We start from the raw sequence: 16,350 nt of genomic DNA, 5'->3' as shown, positions 1-16,350 counted from the left end.
GGCGCGCTCGCCAATGTCGACGCGACGCGCACCGGCTTCTATCCGGCACTGAGCCTCACGGGCTCGCTCGGCACCTCGAGCACGGCGTTGGGTCAACTGCTGCGCAACCCGGTCGCGACGCTGGGCGCGGGCCTCGCGTTGCCCTTCCTGCAATGGAACACGGCGCGGCTGACGGTGGCGGTGTCGCAGAGCCAGTATGAGGAAGCGGTGGTGGGCTTCCGCCAAGCGCTGTACACGGCGCTGTCGGAAGTGGAGAACGCGTTGTCGTCGCGCACCCAGTTGCGCGACGAGAGCGCGAAGCTGGTGGTGGCGCTGGAGCTGGCGCAGCGCGCCGAGCGGCTGTCGGAGGTGCGCTACCGCGCGGGTGCGACGGCGCTGCAGCCGGTGCTCGATGCGAAGGACCGGCGGCGCGCGGCCGAGGTGTCGCTGGCGCAGAACCGGGTCAACCAGCTCAATGCGACGATGACGCTCTACAAGGCGCTCGGCGGCGGAGCCGTCGAGTAGCGGGCGCGGATCAGGCCTGGAACGGCGGCGCGCCGCGCAGCTTGCGCCAGAGCAGGCCCGGCAGCCGCAGCACGAACTCCACCATCAGCCGCGTGTGCATCCAGGTCAGCAGCACGTTGTCGCGCCCGTAGCGGAAGTGCGAGACCCCGCCTTCCTCGGCCGTCAGGTACTTGACCGGCGCGTCGATGTTGACCGGCTTCACGCCGCGCCAGGCCAGCCGCACCACGGCCTCGGTGTCGAAGTCGAAGCGGCGCATCCAGGGCTGGCGCTGCATCACCGCGATCAGGTCCTGCACCGGGTAGACGCGAAAGCCGTAGAGCGAATCGCCGACGCCGGCGAACAGCGTCTCGAGCTGGGTCCAGCCGTTGGAGACGCGGCGCCCGCGCACGCGCAGCAGCGGCGCGCTGGCATCGAACACCGGGCGGCCCAGCACCATGGTCTCGGGCCGTGCCAGCGAGGCCTGCATGAAGGCCGGGATCAGCGGCGCCGGATGCTGGCCGTCGGAATCCATGGTGAGCGCATGCGTGAAACCGGCATCGCGCGCCGCGCGCAGCCCGTGCAGCACCGCCGCGCCCTTGCCCTGGTTCTCGGGCAGCAGCCACACGCGCAGGCCGGGGCGGTCGGCCGCCATCCGCTGCAGCCGCTCGCCGGTGCCGTCGTCGCTGCCGTCGACCACCACCCACACCGGGCTCCATTGCGCGAGCGCCGCCTCGACGGTGGAGAACAGGCGCTCGCCCGTGTTGTAGCTCGGGATCAGGACAAGGTGGGTGCGCGAGGCGTCTGGCATTCGGGAGAGTCGGCGTCGGCGGCGCGCCGTTCCAGGTGGTGGCGGAAATATTGTTCGAGTTCGGATTGCAGCACGTCGCTGTCCTGCGTCGGCGCGAAGCGCTGGCCCAGGCGCAGCTTGAAGACGATCGGCAGCGGCGGCACGCGCCAGATCGGCCAGCCCTTGCCGAGGTAGGGCGAGTCGGTGTCGATGAACACGGTCTGGATCGGCGCCTGCGCGAGCTTGGCGATCAGCGTGACGCCGGGGCGGAACGGATTGAGCGGCGGCGTGACGGTGCGCGTGCCCTCGGGAAAGATCACCAGCTGGCCGCCTTCGCGCAGGTCGGCCACCGCCAGCCGCACCATGGTGCGCGCCGATTCGTTGCTGATGTAGCGTGCCAGCCGCGCGCCCGCGCCCAGGAAGATGTTGTGCAGCAGCTCGGCCTTCATGATGCAGGCGCTGCGCGGCAGCCGCGCCACCAGCAGCAGCGCGTCGAGCATGGTCGGGTGGTTGGCCACGAAGATCACGCCGGGCTCGTCGCGCAGCGCGTCGAGGCAGCTCGCGTCGATGCGCATCATGCCGGTGACCGAGGCCAGGCCCCAGAAGGTGCGGTAGGCGAAGGCGATGGTGGCGCGGCCCAGCGCGCGCGCCGGCTTCACCGGCATCACCGGATGGATCAGCATCGCGAAGGCGTTCCAGACCAGCGAGATCACGCCGAGGAACAGCAGCAGCGCATAGAGCATCAGCGCAAGCGGGACGGCCGTGAGAATGCGCAGCACGCGGAGGATCATCGGGAAAGGTGGGGCTGCCGTTCGAGCTTCAGTCCCGCCGCCGCCCGGGGGCGGTGGCATGGGCTTCGATCTCGACCAGCAGGTCGCCGCGGCAGATGTCGGCCTCGAGATATACCGCGCCGCGCACCATCGGCGCGTCGGACCCGAGCGCGTCTTCGAGCACGCCGCGCACGGCTTCGAGATCGCCCGGGTGGCGCACGTAGACCACGCCGTCGAGCGCCGCGACCGAGAAGCGCGCCGATCCCTGCGCGTTGGCGGCATGCACCACGGCCTCGAGGTTGCGCAGCGTCTCGCGGGTCTGCTCGCGCACGTCGCCGCGGTGCACGGTCTCGTGGCCGACGATGCTCGCGGTGCCCGAGATGAACAGCGCGCAGTGTTCGTCGCCGATGTCGGCCAGCGCCGCGCGCGAGAAGGTCGGGGCGCGCGGTCCGTAGGTCGAGGGATAGCGATAGGCCGAGACCTGGCGCGGGTTCTCGATCGGCAGCGGGGCGCGGCGCCCGGCCAGGAAGCGCACCGACAGCGCGCCGCGGTGGATGCCGAGCGCGCAGGCGGCCGGCGCGCCCTCGAAGGCGGCGCGGCCGGCTTCGAGGAAGGCGTCCTGGCGGCCCAGGTTGAACTGGCGGTAGCGCTCGAGCCCGCCGCCGTCGCCGTTGATCTGCGGCAGGTAGTTCCAGATCCGCAGCGGATGGGCGATGCCGCTCTGGTCGAGCGTGGCGAACAGGTCTCGGTAGGCGCGGTGGGCCAGTTCGGCCAGACCCTGCTTCTCGACGCTTTCGTCGAGGTCGATCGCGCCCAGCAGCCAGTGCTCGTCGGCGCGCCAGCGCACGAGGCCGGTGCGGCCGGTCTGCACGGCCGGCCCGGCGGCATGCCAGACGTCGGCGACGGCGCCGCGATCCGACAGCACGCTGGCGTCGACCGGCGGCATCCAGTCGAGCCGCTCGGGCGTGCCGTAGCCGATGGCGGCGAAGGGCGCCGGTCCGTCGGCGGCCAGCGCCAGGCTGTCCGCGAGGGAAAGGCGCTCCACGCGCAACGAGGAAGAGGAGGGTGTTTCGCCCTGGAAGCGCACGATCAGGAAGCCTTTGCGAGGGGATCGGGGCCTGCCTGCCGGCGGTCCGCCCCGGTCGCGCGCGAGGCGTGGCGGGTGGGCGGCAGCGTCGGATGTCCCGACCCGGCGAAAGGCAATGGCGTCATCGAGGGATTATCACCAAAAGGTTTGACCGGCCCGCCCGCCCGCGGCGCCGGTCCGTTGTGCGCGCCGGACAGTAAACTCGCAGCCTGCTTCGAAAACACAGGACAGCGAGAGAAAAGCCATGGCCGGACACAGCAAATGGGCAAATATTCAGCACCGGAAGGGCCGGCAGGACGAAAAACGAGGAAAGCTCTGGACCCGCGCCATCCGTGAAATCATGGTGGCGGCCCGGGCCGGCGGCGGCGACCTGAGCGCCAACCCCCGCCTGCGGCTGGCGGTCGAAAAGGCCAAGGCGGTCAATCTGCCGGCCGACACCGTCAAGCGCAACATCGACAAGGCCACGGGCAACCTCGAAGGCGTCAATTACGAAGAAATTCGTTACGAAGGGTACGGCATCGGCGGCGCGGCGATCATCGTCGACACCATGACCGACAACCGCGTGCGCACCGTGGCCGAAGTGCGCCACGCCTTCGCCAAGCACGGCGGCAACATGGGCACCGAAGGCTCGGTGGCCTTCCAGTTCAAGCATTGCGGCCAGTTCGTCTTCGCCCCGGGCACGGATGAAGACAAGGTGATGGAAGTGGCGCTCGAGGCCGGCGCGGAAGACGTCGTGACCGACGACGACGGCGCCATCGAGGTGATCACCGCGCCCGGCGATTTCGAGGCGGTGAAGAACGCGCTCGAGGCGGCGGGCCTGAAGCCCGAGGTGGCCGAGGTCACGATGCGGGCCGAGAACACCATCGACGTCGTGGGCGAGGACGCCGCGAAGATGCAGCGGCTGCTCGACGTGCTCGAGGACCTGGACGACGTGCAGGAGGTCTATCACAACGCCTCGCTGTCCGAATGAGGGCCGGCACCCGGCAGCAGCAATGATGGAAAGAACACAGCGTATGAAGGCCCGAGAATGAAGGTACTGGTGATTGGGGGAGGGGGCCGCGAACATGCCCTGGCATGGCGGCTGGCGCAGGCCACCCGGGTCAGCCGCATCTACGTGGCGCCCGGCAATGGCGGAACGGTCACCGACCCGCGCTACGACAGCATCGACATCACCGAGCCCGCCGCGTTGCGCGAGTGGGCGCTCAAGGAAAAGATCGCGCTGACGGTGGTCGGCCCCGAGGCCCCGTTGGCCGCGGGCGTGGTCGACGAGTTCCGCGCGCACGGCCTGCGCATCTTCGGCCCGACCAAGGCCGCCGCCCAGCTCGAGAGCTCGAAGGCCTTCTCCAAGGCCTTCATGAAGCGCCACAAGATCCCGACGGCCGAGTACGAGGCCTTCACCGACGCCGCCGCCGCCCATGCGTACATCGACGCCAAGGGCGCGCCGATCGTGGTCAAGGCCGACGGCCTGGCCGCCGGCAAGGGCGTGGTGGTGGCCATGACCGCGCAGGAAGCGCACGACGCGGTCGACTTCATGCTGGTCGACAACAAGTTCGGCGTCTCGCACAACGAGGGCGGCGCCCGCGTCGTGATCGAGGAGTTCCTGCAGGGCGAGGAAGCCAGCTTCATCGTGCTGTGCGACGGCAAGAACGTGACCGCGCTGGCCACCAGCCAGGACCACAAGCGCCTGCTCGACAACGACGAAGGCCCCAACACCGGCGGCATGGGCGCCTACTCGCCCGCGCCCGTGGTCACGGCCGAGGTGCATGCGCGCGCCATGCGCGAGATCATCCTGCCGACCATCCGCGGCATGGAGAAGGACGGCATCCCCTACACCGGCTTCCTCTACGCCGGCCTGATGATCGACGCGCAGGGCCATCCCAAGACGCTCGAGTTCAACTGCCGCATGGGCGACCCCGAGACCCAGCCGATCATGATGCGGCTGAAGTCCGACCTGTTCGAGGTGTTCTGGCACGCCACCGACGGCACGCTCGACCAGGTCGAGCTGCAGTGGGACCGCCGCGTCGCGCTCGGCGTGGTGATGGCCGCGCACGGCTACCCGCTCTCGCCGCGCAAGGGCGACCGCATCGACGGCATTCCCGCCGAGGCGCCCGATGCCGTGGTGTTCCATGCCGGCACCACCGTCAAGGACGGCGAGCTCCAGACCAGCGGCGGCCGCGTGCTCTGCGTGACCGTGCTGGCCGACAGCGTCAAGCTCGCGCAGCAGCGCGCCTACGAGGTGGCGGCGCGGGTGCGCTTCGACGGCGCCCAGTACCGTCGCGACATCGGCTTCCGTGCCGTGCAGGCGCGCAGCCACGGCACCAACGGTTGATGCAGCGGCAACCCTCCGATCCCCAGGCGGTCGGCGACTATCTGCGCGGGCTGCAGCAATCCATCGTCGCCGCGATCGAGGCGGCCGATGGTGGCACCGCGGTGCGCGATGCCTGGCACAAGGCCCCCGACGAGCCGCTGCAGGGCAGCGGGCTCACCTGCATCCTCGAGGGCGGCGAGCTGTTCGAGCGCGCGGGCTGCGGCTTCTCGCAGGTGCGCGGCCCCAAGCTGCCGCCCTCGGCCACGCAGAACCGGCCCGAGCTGGCCGGCGCGCCCTTCGAGGCGATGGGCGTGTCGCTGGTGTTCCATCCACGCAACCCCTACGTGCCGATCGTCCACATGAACGTGCGCATGCTGGCGGCCTTGCCGTCCGGCGGCGAGCCGGTCTGCTGGTTCGGCGGCGGCATGGACCTCACGCCCTGCTACGGCTTCGAAGACGACGCGGTGCATTTCCACACCGTCTGCCGCGATGCGCTCGCGCCCTTCGGCGAGGACAAGTACCCGCGCTTCAAGACCTGGTGCGACGAGTATTTCTTCCTCAAGCACCGCAACGAGCAGCGCGGCATCGGCGGCATCTTCTTCGACGACTTCGCCGAGGGTGGGGTCGACAACGGCTTCGCGCTGATCCGCTCGGTCGGTGGTGCCTTCCTGCCGGCCTACCTGCCGCTGGTGGAACGCCGCCGCGGCATGGCCTGGGGCGAGCGCGAACGCGCGTTCCAGCTCTACCGGCGCGGCCGCTACGTCGAGTTCAACCTCGTGTGGGACCGCGGCACGCACTTCGGGCTGCAGTCGGGCGGCCGCACCGAATCGATCCTGCTGTCGATGCCGCCGCAGGCGAGCTGGGCCTACCGCCGCGAGCCCGAGCCGGGGTCGCCCGAGGCGGCGCTCTACAGCGACTTCATCGTGCGCCGCGCGTGGCTGCCGTGAACGCTTCGAAGAACGCGCCGCGCATCGGCGTGTTCGGCGGCGCCTTCGATCCGCCGCACGATGCCCACGTGGCGCTCGCGCGGGCGGCGCTCGAGCAGCTGGGCCTCACGGCGCTCTATGTCTTTCCGACCGGGCATGCCTGGCACAAGGTGCGCGAACTCACGCCGGCCAAGGACCGCCTCGCGATGGCGCAGCTGGCGTTCGGCGACATCCCGGGCGTGGTGGTCGATTCGCGCGAGATGTTGCGCGACGGCCCCACCTACACCATCGACACCCTGCACGAACTGCAGCAGGCGCAGCCCGACGCCGAGCTGGTGCTGGTCATGGGCGCCGACCAGGCGCGGGCCCTGCCGAGCTGGCACGGCTGGCAGGATATACTCGCGGTCGCTACTATTTCTGTAGCGTATCGCGCACTATCGACGGCCGACACCGCCCGTTTTGATCCGAATACGCTGCCCGGCCTCCCGGCCGGCGCGCGTTTCGAGGCGCTCGAACTGCCTGCCATGGACATCAGCGCCACCGACATCCGGCGGCGTGCGTCGCTGGGCGAGGAGATTTCCTCACTGGTTCCGTCCACGGTTGCACGCTATATTGACCAACACTTCCTCTATCGCTCTGCCTGATGACCACTGAAGCCGCCGCCAAGAAAGACACCCAGAAACTCCAGCGAGCCATCATCGATGGGCTCGAAGACGTCAAGGCGCAGGACATCCAGGTATTCGACACCGAGCATCTCTCGCCGCTGTTCGAGCGCGTGATCGTGGCCTCGGGCACCTCGAACCGCCAGACCAAGGCGCTGGCCGCGAGCGTGCGCGACGCGGTGCGCGATGCCGGCTTCGGCAAGCCGCGCGTGGAGGGCGAGGAAAACGGCGAGTGGATCATCGTGGACTGCGGACAGGCCGTCGCGCACATCATGCAGCCGGCGATCCGCCAGTACTACCACCTCGAGGAAATCTGGGGCGACAAGCCCGTGCGCCTGAAGCTCGGCGCCAGCAAGCCGGCCCGTGCCTCCGAGGACAAGGAAGCCAAGCCCGCGGCCGCCAAGGCGCCGACCTCGCTGCGCCGCGCGAGCGCCGCCAAGACCGCGATCCGCGCCGCCGAGCGCGAGGCCAAGGAAGCCAAGGCCGCGCCGAAGAAGGCGGCGGGCAAGACCGGCGCGAAGACCGCCGCGAAGAAGGCACCTGCCAAGAAGGCCCCGGTGGTGGTGGTCGGCAAGCCGGTGGCCAAGAAGGCCGCCGCCAAGACGGGCGCGAAGCCGGCGGCCAAGCCCGCGGCGAAGAAGGCGCCCGCGCGCAAGACCGCTTCGCGCGGCGCATGAAGCTGCTGGTGGTCGCAGTCGGGCAGCGCATGCCCGACTGGGCACAGACTGCCTGGGACGATTACGCCAAGCGCTTCCCGCCCGAACTCAAGCTCGAACTGCGCGCGGTCAAGACCGAGCCGCGCGGTTCCAAGTCGCTCGAGACCCTCTACGCCGCCGAACGCGAACGCATCGAGGCCGCCATCGCGCGCGGCATGCGCATCGTGGTGCTCGACGAGCGCGGCACCGCGCTGACCACCAAGGCCCTGGCCGCGCGGCTGCAGAGCTGGCAGGGCGAGGGCGACGACGTCGCGCTGGTGATCGGCGGCCCCGACGGGCTCGACCCGGCCTTCAAGGCCGCGGCCCACGAGCGCATCCGCCTGTCCGACCTCACGCTGCCGCATGCGATGGCGCGCGTGCTGCTGGTGGAGCAGCTCTACCGCGCATGGTCGGTCAACGCGGGCCATCCCTACCACCGCGAATGAGCGGCTCGTCGAGCCGCCGCGCGACGAGGACCTCGCCGCGTTCCTCCATCGACCCCGTCTTTTCTTCCGCTTCACAGAGACGACCGCCGTGCCGACCATCCCGACCTTCCTCTACCTCGCCTCGCAGAGCCCGCGCCGTGCCCAGTTGCTCGGCCAGCTCGGCGTGCGCCATGAACTGCTGCTGGCCGCCGACGATGAAGATGCCGAGGCGCTCGAGACCGTGCTGCCCGGCGAATCGCCGACCGCCTACGTGCAGCGCGTGACGGCGCTCAAGCTCGATGCCGCCGTGGCGCGCCTGCGTCGCCGCGGCCTGGCCGACGCGCCCGTGCTGTGCGCCGACACCACCGTGGCGCTGGGGCGCACCATCCTCGGCAAGCCCGAGGACGCGCGCGATGCCGATCGCATGCTCGCGCTGCTGTCGGGCGCCACGCACCGCGTGCTGACCGCCGTGGCGCTGCAGCAGGGCCGCCGCCGGCAGGCCGCGCTCAGCGTGTCGCGCGTGCGTTTCGCGCCCATGAGCCGCGCGCAGATCCGCCGCTACGTCGAAGGCGGCGAGCCGCTGGGCAAGGCCGGTGCCTATGGCATCCAGGGCGCGGCGGCTGCCTTCGTCGAGCACATCAGCGGCTCCTATTCGGGCATCATGGGCCTCCCCATGTTCGAGACCGCGCAACTGTTGCGGCGCGCCGGTTTCCCCACTTGAGACAACCGAGACAACCGAGAACTCCATGCAAGACATCCTGATCAACTGGTCCCCGCAGGAGACCCGCGTGGCGGTGGTCGAGCACGGCGCGGTGCAGGAGCTGCACGTCGAGCGCACGCTCGAGCGCGGACTGGTCGGCAACATCTACCTGGGCAAGGTCTCGCGCGTGCTGCCGGGCATGCAGTCGGCCTTCATCGACATCGGGCTCGAACGCACCGCCTTCCTGCACGTGGCCGACATCGTGGCCCCGTTCACGCCGGGCTCGCGGCCCAGCGCCGCGCCGGCCGAACGCGACCACCGCAACGGCGGCACCATGGTGCCGATCGAGAAGCAGGTGTTCGAGGGCCAGTCGCTGCTGGTGCAGGTCATCAAGGATCCGATCGGCACCAAGGGCGCGCGGCTGTCGACGCAGATCAGCATCGCGGGCCGGCTGCTCGTGTTCCTGCCGCAGGACAACCACATCGGCGTGTCGCAGAAGATCCCGGCCGACCTGCGCGATGCGCTGCGCTCGCGCATGCTCGCGCTGATCGAGGCCGCCGCGGCCGCCGACAGCGGCGGCGTGGTGCCCGAGAACACCGGCGGCTTCATCCTGCGCACCAACGGCGAGGACTCGACCGACGCCGAGCTCGCCGACGACATCGCCTACCTGCGCAAGACCTGGTCGCGCATCCGCGAGGCCTCGACGCGGCTGCCGCCGATGTCGCTGCTGCACCAGGACCTGAGCCTGCTGCAGCGCGTGCTGCGCGACCTCACCACCGAGGACACGCAGACCATCCGCATCGATTCGCGCGAGCAGTTCGAGCTGCTGCTGAAGTTCGGTCTCGAGTTCATGCCCAAGGCGTCCGGCAAGCTGCAGCACTACCGCGGCGAGCGGCCGATCTTCGACCTCTATTCGGTCGACGAGGAGATCGCGCGCGCGCTGGGGCGCCGGGTCGATCTCAAGTCGGGTGGCTACCTCGTGGTCGACCAGACCGAGGCGCTGACCACCATCGACGTGAACACCGGCGGCTTCGTCGGTGCGCGCAACTTCGACGACACCATCTTCAAGACCAACCTCGAGGCGGCGCAGGCCATCGCGCGCCAGCTGCGGCTGCGCAACCTGGGCGGGATCATCATCGTCGACTTCATCGACATGGCGCGCGACGACCACCGCGAGCAGGTGCTTGGCGAGTTCCGCAAGCAGCTCGCGCGCGACCGCGTGAAGACCACGGCCGGCGGCTTCTCGCAGCTCGGCCTGGTCGAGATGACGCGCAAGCGCACGCGCGAATCGCTGGCCCACATGCTGTGCGAGCCCTGCGTGGCCTGCGGCGGCCAGGGCATCGTGAAGACCGCGCGCAGCGTGGCCTACGACGTGATGCGCGAGATCCTGCGCGAGGCGCGGCAGTTCACGCCGCGCGAGTTCCGCATCGTCTCGTCGCCGCAGGTGATCGAGCTGTTCCTCGACGAGGAGAGCCAGCACCTGGCCGGGCTCAGCGACTTCATCGGCAAGCCGATCTCGCTGCAATCCGAGCCGGCGATCGGGCAGGGGCAGTACGACATCGTGCTGCTCTGAGCCTTCGGGCACTTAGCGCCGCGACTCGCGCCCCTGGCGCATCCCGATGCTGGCGAGCGCCGCCAGCACCAGCAGCACGGCCATCGCGAGCAGGCCGTTCTTCGTGCTGCCCGTGCTCTGCTCGATCCATCCCATCACCGATGGCCCGATGAAGCCGCCCAGCAGGCCGCAGGTGTTGACCAGCGCCAGCCCGCCCGCGAGCGCCACGCCGGCCAGGCGCGAGGAAGCGAACAGGAAGATCACCGACTGCACCACGAAGAACATCGAGCCCGTGAGGCAGAAGCCCGCGAGCGCGACGGACGGGCTCGCGAAGGCCGCGATGCCCAGCCCCACGGCCATGGCGACCAGCCCGATCAGCAGCAGCAGGCGCCCGCGCTGCGGCGTGACCGCGAGCCGCGGCAGCGCGATCGCGCCGACCGCGGCGGCGACCCAGGGCAGCGAGTTGAGCGAGCCGATCTGCAGCGGCGTGAGCTTGCCGTAGGTCCCGATGATGCTCGGCAGGAAGAAGATCACCGTGTAGATGCTGATCTGGTGGCAGAAGTAGACGAAGATCGCGAGCCAGATCTGCTTGTCGACCAGGCAGGCACGGAACGATTCGCCGACCTGGCCATGGGCCGCGTCCTCGGCGCGTTCGGCGGCGAGGCCCTGCTCGATCGCCCGGGCCTGCGCAGGCGTGAGCCAGCTCGCATCGGCCGGCCCGTCGGGCAGCTTGCGCCAGACCACGAAGGCCAGCGCCACGGCCGGCAGCCCCTCGATCACGAACATCCACTGCCAGCCGTGCCAGCCCAGCAGGCCGTCCATCTGCAGCAGCGCGCCGCCGACCGGGCCGCTGAGGATGTTGGCGATGCACACGCCGAGCAGGAAGTAGCCGGTGGCGCGTGCCCGGTCCTTGCGGCCGAACCAGTAGTTCAGGTAGAGCATCACGCCCGGGAACAGGCCGGCCTCGGCCGCGCCGAGCAGCACGCGCATCACGTAGAACGAGGTCTCGCCCGTGACGAAGGCCATGCCGGCCGACAGCAGGCCCCAAGTGATCATGATGCGCGCGATCCACCAGCGCGCGCCCACGCGGTGCATCACCAGGTTGCTCGGCACCTCGAGCAGCGCGTAGCTCAGGAAGAACAGGCCCGCACCCAGGCCGTAGGCCGCGGCCGAGATGCCGATGTCGACCGCCATGTGGCTCTTGGCGAGCGCGATGTTCGTGCGGTCGATGAAGCTGATCACGTAGGCCAGCACCAGCAGCGGCATCAGCTTGCGGAAGATCAGCGCATTGAGCGAGGCCTGCTCGTCGGTGGTGGCCGTGTCGGCCGCGGGCCCGAGACGGGCGCCGGGGAGGGAGGTGTGTGCCATCGGTGTCTCTCTCTGAAGTCTTGTTCTGGTGAAGGAATGCAGCGGCGCGCCGGCCGAGCGGCGGCGCTGCGGGGCGATGGAGGGGGGCTAGAAGTCGACCTTCGCCGCGCCCTTGAGGCCGAGGATCTCGCGCGCCTCGTCGGGTGTCGCGATGTCGATGTTCAGCGCCTCGAGCACGGCGCGGATGCGCAGCACCTGCTCGGCGCTCGAGGCGGCGAGCCGGCCCGGGCCGATCCACAGCGAGTCCTCGAGGCCGACGCGCACGTGCGAGCCCATGGCCGCGCCGATGGTGGCCAGCGGCAGCTGGTTGCGGCCGGTGCCGAGGATCGACCACTGGAAGCGGTCGCCGAACAGGCGCGCCGCGGTGCGGTGCATGTGCATCAGGTCCTCGGGGTCGGCGCCGATGCCGCCGAGGATGCCGAACACCGTCTGCACGAACACCGGCGCGCGCACCAGGCCGCGGTCCATGAAGTGGCGCAGGTTGTTGAGGTGGCTGACGTCGTAGCACTCGAACTCGAAGCGCGTGCCGTTGGCCTCGCCCAGGCGCAGGATGTTCTCGATGTCGGCGAAGGTGTTCTTGAAGATCAGGTTGCGGCTGTTCTCGAGGTGCTCGCGCTCCCAGTCGTGCTTGAAGGACTTGAAGCGCTCGAGCATCGGGAACAGGCCGAAGTTCATCGAGCCCATGTTGAGCGAGGCCAGCTCGGGCTTGAAGGTGGTGGCCGGGCGCATGCGCTCCTCGACGCTCATGTGCGGGCTGCCGCCGGTGGTGATGTTGATCACCGCGTCGGTGGCGGCCTTGATCTTCGAGAGGAAGGGGCGGAACAGGTCCGGGTCCTGCGAGGGGCGGCCGTCCTTCGGATCGCGCGCGTGCAGGTGCAGGATCGCGGCGCCGGCGCGGGCCGCCTCGATCGAGGCAGCGGCGATCTCGTCGGCCGTCACCGGCAGGTGCGGCGACATGCTCGGCGTGTGGATCGCGCCGGTGGGGGCGCAGGTGATGATGGCTTTGGTGCGGGTGGCCATGGATGGGATTCGGGTGAGGTCGGGAAGAGAGGAAGAGGGAGGGTCAGCTCAGCGCCTGCGTGTGGCCGTCGACCACGAGTTCCTGGCCGGTGACGCTGGCCGCCAGGTCGCTGGCGGCGAACAGCACCATGTTCGCGATGTCGCCGGCCGTCACCATGCGATTGAGCGCGGACTGCGAGGTGTAGATGCGCGTGACTTCCTCGATGGGCTTGCCGAGCGCCTGGGCCTTGGCGGCGATCACGGCGCGGATGCGCGGCCCGTCGACCGCGCCCGGCAGGATCGCGTTGACGCGGATGCCGTCGGGGCCGAGTTCGAGCGCGAGCGTCTTGGTGAAGCCGATCACGGCCCACTTCGAGGCCGCGTAGGGCGAGCGCCCCGGCATGCCGAGGTGGCCGGCGGCCGAGGACAGGTTGACGATCGAGGGATTGCGGCCCTGGCGCAGCCGCGGCACCGCGAGCCGGGCGCAGAGGAACTGGCCCGTGATGTTGACCGCCAGCGTGCGGTTCCAGTCGTCGAGCGACAGGGTCTCGACGCCGCCGGTCGGGCCGGCCACGCCGGCGTTGTTGACCAGCACGTCGAGGCCGCCGAGCTCGCGGTCCGTGGCTTCGAACAGCCGGGCCACCTGTTCCTCGCTCGAGACGTCGGCGAGGCAGCTGCCGACCTCGGGCAGCTCGGCCGACAGCCGGTCCAGGCCCTCGGCCTGCACGTCGCAGGCGAAGACACGGGCGCCGGCCGCGGCGAAGGCACGCACGATCTCGAGGCCGATGCCGCTGGCGCCCGCGGTGACGAGCACGCGTTGGCCGGCGAGGGAATTTCCGTTCCACATTCTGAATAGCTCCTTGGGGTGTGACAGTGAACGGTCGGCATCGTAGATCTGTGATCACAGATATCGCATAGGGTATACCCCGAACCGTATACTCCGCGGCATGGAGCTCTCCGACCTCGTCACCCCGCTCAAGCGCCAGACGCTCAGCGCCAACGTCTACGACCAGTTGCGCGACCTCGTGATGAGCGGGCAGATGATGCCGGGCGAGCAGATCTCGCTGCGCAGCGCCGCTGCGGCGCTCGGCGTGAGCGTGATGCCGGTGCGCGAGGCGATGCAGCGGCTGGTGGCCGAGCAGGCGCTCGAGCTGACGCCCAGCCGCACCCTGCGCGTGCCGCGCATGACGGCCGCGCAGTTCAAGGAGATCACGGTGATCCGCACCAACCTCGAGGGGCTGGCGACCGAGGCGGCGGCCGCGGCGGTCGGCACCGTGGCGCTGCGCGAGATCGCCGAGCGCCACGATGCCTTCGTCGCCGAGATGAAGGCGGCGAGCCCCGATGGCTCGAGGCTGGTCACCTTCAACAAGGAATTCCACTTCGCGGTCTATGCCGCGGCCGACATGCCGATGCTGCTGCAGATGATCGAGGCGCTGTGGCTGCGCATCGGGCCGATCCTCAACTACGACCTGCGCGCCGGCTCGCGCCGCGTGGGCGAGAAGACGGGGGTGGTGCACCATGCGGCGCTGCTCGCGGCGCTCAAGCGGCGCGATGGCGCCAAGGCCCGGGCCGCGCTCGAGGGCGACATCCGCAGCGCGGCCGAGTTCATCCTCTCGGCGGGCGTGCTGGTGGCGGAGGGCGTTTCAAGGCCGGCGTCACCCGGCGGCCGGGATCAGAGTGTCGGGTCCTGACCCGCGGCGGCGCTGCGCACCGCGTTCGTCTGCAGCCGCGCATAGAGGCCGTCGAGCGCCATCAGCTGCGCGTGCGACCCCTGCTCGGCCACGCGGCCCTGTTCCATCACGATGATGCGGTCGGCATGCTGGATGGTCGACAGCCGGTGCGCCACGATCAGCGTGGTGCGGTTCTGCATCAGGCGCTGCAGGGCGTCCTGCACCAGGCGCTCGGATTCGGTGTCGAGGGCCGAGGTGGCCTCGTCGAGCAGCAGCACCGGCGCATCCTTGTAGAGCGCGCGCGCGATCGCGAGGCGCTGGCGCTGGCCGCCCGAGAGCTGGGTCGCGTTGTGGCCCAGCACCGTGTCGATGCCCTGGGGCAGGCCCTCGACGTGGGTGCTGAGGTTGGCGGCCGCGATGCAGGCCAGCACGCGGTCGCGGTCGATCTCGGCGTCGGCGCCCAGCGCCACGTTGGCCGCCAGGGTGTCGTTGAGCATCACCACGTCCTGGCTCACCATGGCGAACTGCGAGCGCAGGCTCTTGAGCTCCCATTCCGAGATGTCGTGGCCGTCGAGCAGCACCTGGCCGCCGCTGGGCAGCACGAAGCGCGGCAGCAGGTTCATCAGCGTGGTCTTGCCCGAACCCGAGGGGCCGACGAAGGCCACGTTCTGGCCCGGCTCGATGGCGATGCTCACGCCGTCGAGGGCGGGGCGTTCGTCGTCGCCGCGGTAGTTCACGCGCGTGTCGCGGAACTCGATGCGGCCCTGGGCATGCGCCATGCCGAAGCTGCCCTGCGGCTCGGTCGGCACCTCGTCGACCAGCGCCAGGCCGCGCTCGAGGGCGGCCAGGCCGCGGGTGATCGGGCCGGCCACTTCGGCGAGGCGCCGGATCGGCGCGATCAGCATCAGCATCGCCGTGATGTAGGCGACGAAACCGCCGACCGTGAAGCCCTGCTTGCCGCTCTGCCAGAGCGCGATCATCACCACCACCGACAGCGCCAGCGAGGCCATCATCTGCGTGAGCGGGGTGGTCGCGGCCTGGGCGATGGTGGACTTCACGGCCAGCCGGTTGAGCTTCTGGCTCAACTGCTCGAAGCGTTGGGCCTGGGCCGTTTCGGCGCCATGCAGGCGCACCATGCGGTGGGCCAGCACGTTCTCTTCCACCACGTAGGCCAGCTCGTCGGTGGCCTGCTGGCCCTGCTGCGTCAGCTTGTAGAGGCGCTTGGAGAACACCTTCATGATCCAGGAGATGCTCGGTACCAGGAAGGCCACGATCAGCGTGAGCTTCCAGTTCAGATAGACCAGGTAGCCCAGCAGCGCCACCAGCGTGAAGCCGTCGCGCGACAGTCCCAGCAGCGCCTGCACCAGCAGCATCGCGCCGGTCTGCACTTCATAGACCACGGTGTTCGACAACGTGCTGGCCGACTGGCGCGCGAACAGCGCGAGTTCGGCGCCCAGCAGCCGGTCGAACAGCACCTTGCGCAGCCGCTGCATGCCTTCGTTGGCGATGCGCGAGAGCGCGTACTGCGAGATGAACTGGGCGATGCCGCGCACCGCGAACAGCAGCAGCACGGCGGCCGGCACGAACCACAGCGGCATTTCGCCGCGCGTGAAGCCGCGGTCGAGCAGCGGCTTGAGGAGGGCAGCCATCAGCGGCTCGGTGATGGCGGCCAGCATCGCGCCGCTCAGTCCCAGCGCCCACCACTGGCGCGAGCCGCCGAACCAGGTCATGAGCCGCGCCAGCCGGCGCATCAGGGGAGGGCGTGCGGCTTCGCTGCCGGGGGGTGTCTGCATGGCGGCGGATTCTACGGGGCGGGTCGGAACACCCTTTCAGCCGCCCGGGCCGGTGCTTCGGACCGCTTTCCTGAAGCATTTTGAATGTAGGACCCGGCCCCGCATGGAACGTTTTGCCATGGCGC

17 protein-coding genes are annotated in these 16,350 nt (G+C 70.0%); 10 read left to right on the top strand and 7 right to left on the bottom strand.

Going from position 1 to position 16,350, the window contains the following annotated elements; translation table 11 throughout:
- On the top strand, window positions 1-504 hold a 504-nt coding region (locus AC27VN_RS02820; protein WP_490875551.1), incomplete at its 5' end, for a TolC family protein.
- Between the two features lie 10 nt (window positions 505-514).
- Here AC27VN_RS02820 and AC27VN_RS02815 read toward each other — a convergent pair.
- The 3 genes from AC27VN_RS02815 to AC27VN_RS02805 are packed head-to-tail and all read right to left on the bottom strand — an operon-like array spanning window position 515 to window position 3,127.
- Complete coding sequence (locus AC27VN_RS02815; RefSeq protein WP_208509009.1) at window positions 515-1,291, bottom strand: glycosyltransferase family 2 protein; 777 nt, start codon at window positions 1,289-1,291, stop codon at window positions 515-517.
- Complete coding sequence (locus tag AC27VN_RS02810; protein ID WP_296787701.1) at window positions 1,258-2,061, bottom strand: lysophospholipid acyltransferase family protein; 804 nt, start codon at window positions 2,059-2,061, stop codon at window positions 1,258-1,260. Before AC27VN_RS02810 ends, AC27VN_RS02815 begins: the two co-directional genes overlap by 34 nt.
- Before the next feature lie 28 nt (window positions 2,062-2,089).
- Window positions 2,090-3,127, bottom strand: a complete 1,038-nt coding sequence (locus AC27VN_RS02805) for a chorismate transformation FkbO/Hyg5 family protein (RefSeq protein WP_490875550.1) — start codon at window positions 3,125-3,127, stop codon at window positions 2,090-2,092.
- Between the two features lie 244 nt (window positions 3,128-3,371).
- Between AC27VN_RS02805 and AC27VN_RS02800 the strand changes: the two genes are divergently transcribed.
- The 8 genes from AC27VN_RS02800 (at window position 3,372) to rng (ending at window position 10,416) form a co-directional block, all read left to right on the top strand.
- Entirely contained in the window at window positions 3,372-4,097 is a 726-nt protein-coding gene (locus AC27VN_RS02800; protein WP_093341582.1) for a YebC/PmpR family DNA-binding transcriptional regulator, read from the top strand.
- A 57-nt stretch (window positions 4,098-4,154) separates the two neighbouring features.
- Entirely contained in the window at window positions 4,155-5,456 is a 1,302-nt protein-coding gene (gene purD, locus AC27VN_RS02795; protein WP_093341583.1) for a phosphoribosylamine--glycine ligase, read from the top strand.
- Complete coding sequence (gene hemF / locus AC27VN_RS02790; RefSeq protein WP_490875549.1) at window positions 5,456-6,382, top strand: oxygen-dependent coproporphyrinogen oxidase; 927 nt, start codon at window positions 5,456-5,458, stop codon at window positions 6,380-6,382. The genes purD and hemF overlap by 1 nt, the downstream gene beginning before the upstream one ends.
- Window positions 6,379-7,005: a nicotinate (nicotinamide) nucleotide adenylyltransferase gene (nadD, locus tag AC27VN_RS02785; RefSeq protein WP_490875548.1), complete on the top strand. Its 627-nt coding sequence runs from the start codon at window positions 6,379-6,381 to the stop codon at window positions 7,003-7,005. Before hemF ends, nadD begins: the two co-directional genes overlap by 4 nt.
- Complete coding sequence (rsfS, locus tag AC27VN_RS02780) at window positions 7,005-7,700, top strand: ribosome silencing factor (protein ID WP_490875547.1); 696 nt, start codon at window positions 7,005-7,007, stop codon at window positions 7,698-7,700. The genes nadD and rsfS overlap by 1 nt, the downstream gene beginning before the upstream one ends.
- The gene (rlmH, locus tag AC27VN_RS02775; protein ID WP_057593347.1) at window positions 7,697-8,164 is read left to right on the top strand and encodes a 23S rRNA (pseudouridine(1915)-N(3))-methyltransferase RlmH; all 468 of its coding nucleotides are present in this window, start codon (window positions 7,697-7,699) and stop codon (window positions 8,162-8,164) included. The genes rsfS and rlmH overlap by 4 nt, the downstream gene beginning before the upstream one ends.
- A gap of 97 nt (window positions 8,165-8,261) precedes the next feature.
- Window positions 8,262-8,864, top strand: a complete 603-nt coding sequence (locus AC27VN_RS02770) for a Maf family protein (RefSeq protein ID WP_490875554.1) — start codon at window positions 8,262-8,264, stop codon at window positions 8,862-8,864.
- Between the two features lie 25 nt (window positions 8,865-8,889).
- Window positions 8,890-10,416 (top strand): ribonuclease G, encoded by a 1,527-nt coding sequence (gene rng / locus AC27VN_RS02765; protein ID WP_093341590.1) that lies wholly within the window; start codon window positions 8,890-8,892, stop codon window positions 10,414-10,416.
- Window positions 10,417-10,428: 12 nt separating this feature from the next.
- Here the strand turns inward: rng and AC27VN_RS02760 are convergent, their stop codons facing one another.
- From AC27VN_RS02760 to AC27VN_RS02750, 3 genes are all read right to left on the bottom strand, one after another.
- Complete coding sequence (locus AC27VN_RS02760; RefSeq protein ID WP_490875546.1) at window positions 10,429-11,763, bottom strand: MFS transporter; 1,335 nt, start codon at window positions 11,761-11,763, stop codon at window positions 10,429-10,431.
- Window positions 11,764-11,850: 87 nt separating this feature from the next.
- A complete protein-coding gene (gene kce, locus AC27VN_RS02755; RefSeq protein ID WP_490875545.1) occupies window positions 11,851-12,783 on the bottom strand; it encodes a 3,5-dioxohexanoate:acetyl-CoA acetone transferase in 933 nt (310 codons plus the stop codon).
- A 43-nt stretch (window positions 12,784-12,826) separates the two neighbouring features.
- On the bottom strand, window positions 12,827-13,609 hold the full coding sequence (locus AC27VN_RS02750) for an SDR family oxidoreductase (protein WP_490875544.1): 783 nt from the start codon (window positions 13,607-13,609) through the stop codon (window positions 12,827-12,829).
- A gap of 100 nt (window positions 13,610-13,709) precedes the next feature.
- Here AC27VN_RS02750 and AC27VN_RS02745 point away from each other — a divergent pair, with 100 nt between their 5' ends.
- Entirely contained in the window at window positions 13,710-14,453 is a 744-nt protein-coding gene (locus AC27VN_RS02745) for a GntR family transcriptional regulator (protein ID WP_490875543.1), read from the top strand.
- Here the strand turns inward: AC27VN_RS02745 and msbA are convergent.
- A complete protein-coding gene (gene msbA, locus AC27VN_RS02740; RefSeq protein WP_490875542.1) occupies window positions 14,435-16,225 on the bottom strand; it encodes a lipid A export permease/ATP-binding protein MsbA in 1,791 nt (596 codons plus the stop codon). The two genes, AC27VN_RS02745 and msbA, sit on opposite strands and share 19 nt — an antisense overlap.
- Between the last annotated feature and the right edge of the window lie 125 nt (window positions 16,226-16,350).

The sequence above is a fragment of the Variovorax sp. 20P10.2.4 genome, assembly GCF_058244205.1.
Note: the sequence above shows the minus strand (reverse complement) of the source record. Positions and strands in the feature narration are given on the sequence as shown.

Bases quoted from the DNA above. Each gene is read 5' to 3' on its own strand.
- AC27VN_RS02815 (WP_208509009.1), bottom strand. From the start codon at position 1,291: ATGCCAGACGCCTCGCGCACCCACCTTGTCCTGATCCCGAGCTACAAC.
- AC27VN_RS02810 (WP_296787701.1), bottom strand. From the start codon at position 2,061: ATGATCCTCCGCGTGCTGCGCATTCTCACGGCCGTCCCGCTTGCGCTG.
- AC27VN_RS02800 (WP_093341582.1), top strand. From the start codon at position 3,372: ATGGCCGGACACAGCAAATGGGCAAATATTCAGCACCGGAAGGGCCGG.
- purD (WP_093341583.1), top strand. From the start codon at position 4,155: ATGAAGGTACTGGTGATTGGGGGAGGGGGCCGCGAACATGCCCTGGCA.
- hemF (WP_490875549.1), top strand. From the start codon at position 5,456: ATGCAGCGGCAACCCTCCGATCCCCAGGCGGTCGGCGACTATCTGCGC.
- rsfS (WP_490875547.1), top strand. From the start codon at position 7,005: ATGACCACTGAAGCCGCCGCCAAGAAAGACACCCAGAAACTCCAGCGA.
- rlmH (WP_057593347.1), top strand. From the start codon at position 7,697: ATGAAGCTGCTGGTGGTCGCAGTCGGGCAGCGCATGCCCGACTGGGCA.
- rng (WP_093341590.1), top strand. From the start codon at position 8,890: ATGCAAGACATCCTGATCAACTGGTCCCCGCAGGAGACCCGCGTGGCG.
- AC27VN_RS02760 (WP_490875546.1), bottom strand. From the start codon at position 11,763: ATGGCACACACCTCCCTCCCCGGCGCCCGTCTCGGGCCCGCGGCCGAC.
- kce (WP_490875545.1), bottom strand. From the start codon at position 12,783: ATGGCCACCCGCACCAAAGCCATCATCACCTGCGCCCCCACCGGCGCG.
- AC27VN_RS02750 (WP_490875544.1), bottom strand. From the start codon at position 13,609: ATGTGGAACGGAAATTCCCTCGCCGGCCAACGCGTGCTCGTCACCGCG.
- AC27VN_RS02745 (WP_490875543.1), top strand. From the start codon at position 13,710: ATGGAGCTCTCCGACCTCGTCACCCCGCTCAAGCGCCAGACGCTCAGC.
- msbA (WP_490875542.1), bottom strand. From the start codon at position 16,225: ATGCAGACACCCCCCGGCAGCGAAGCCGCACGCCCTCCCCTGATGCGC.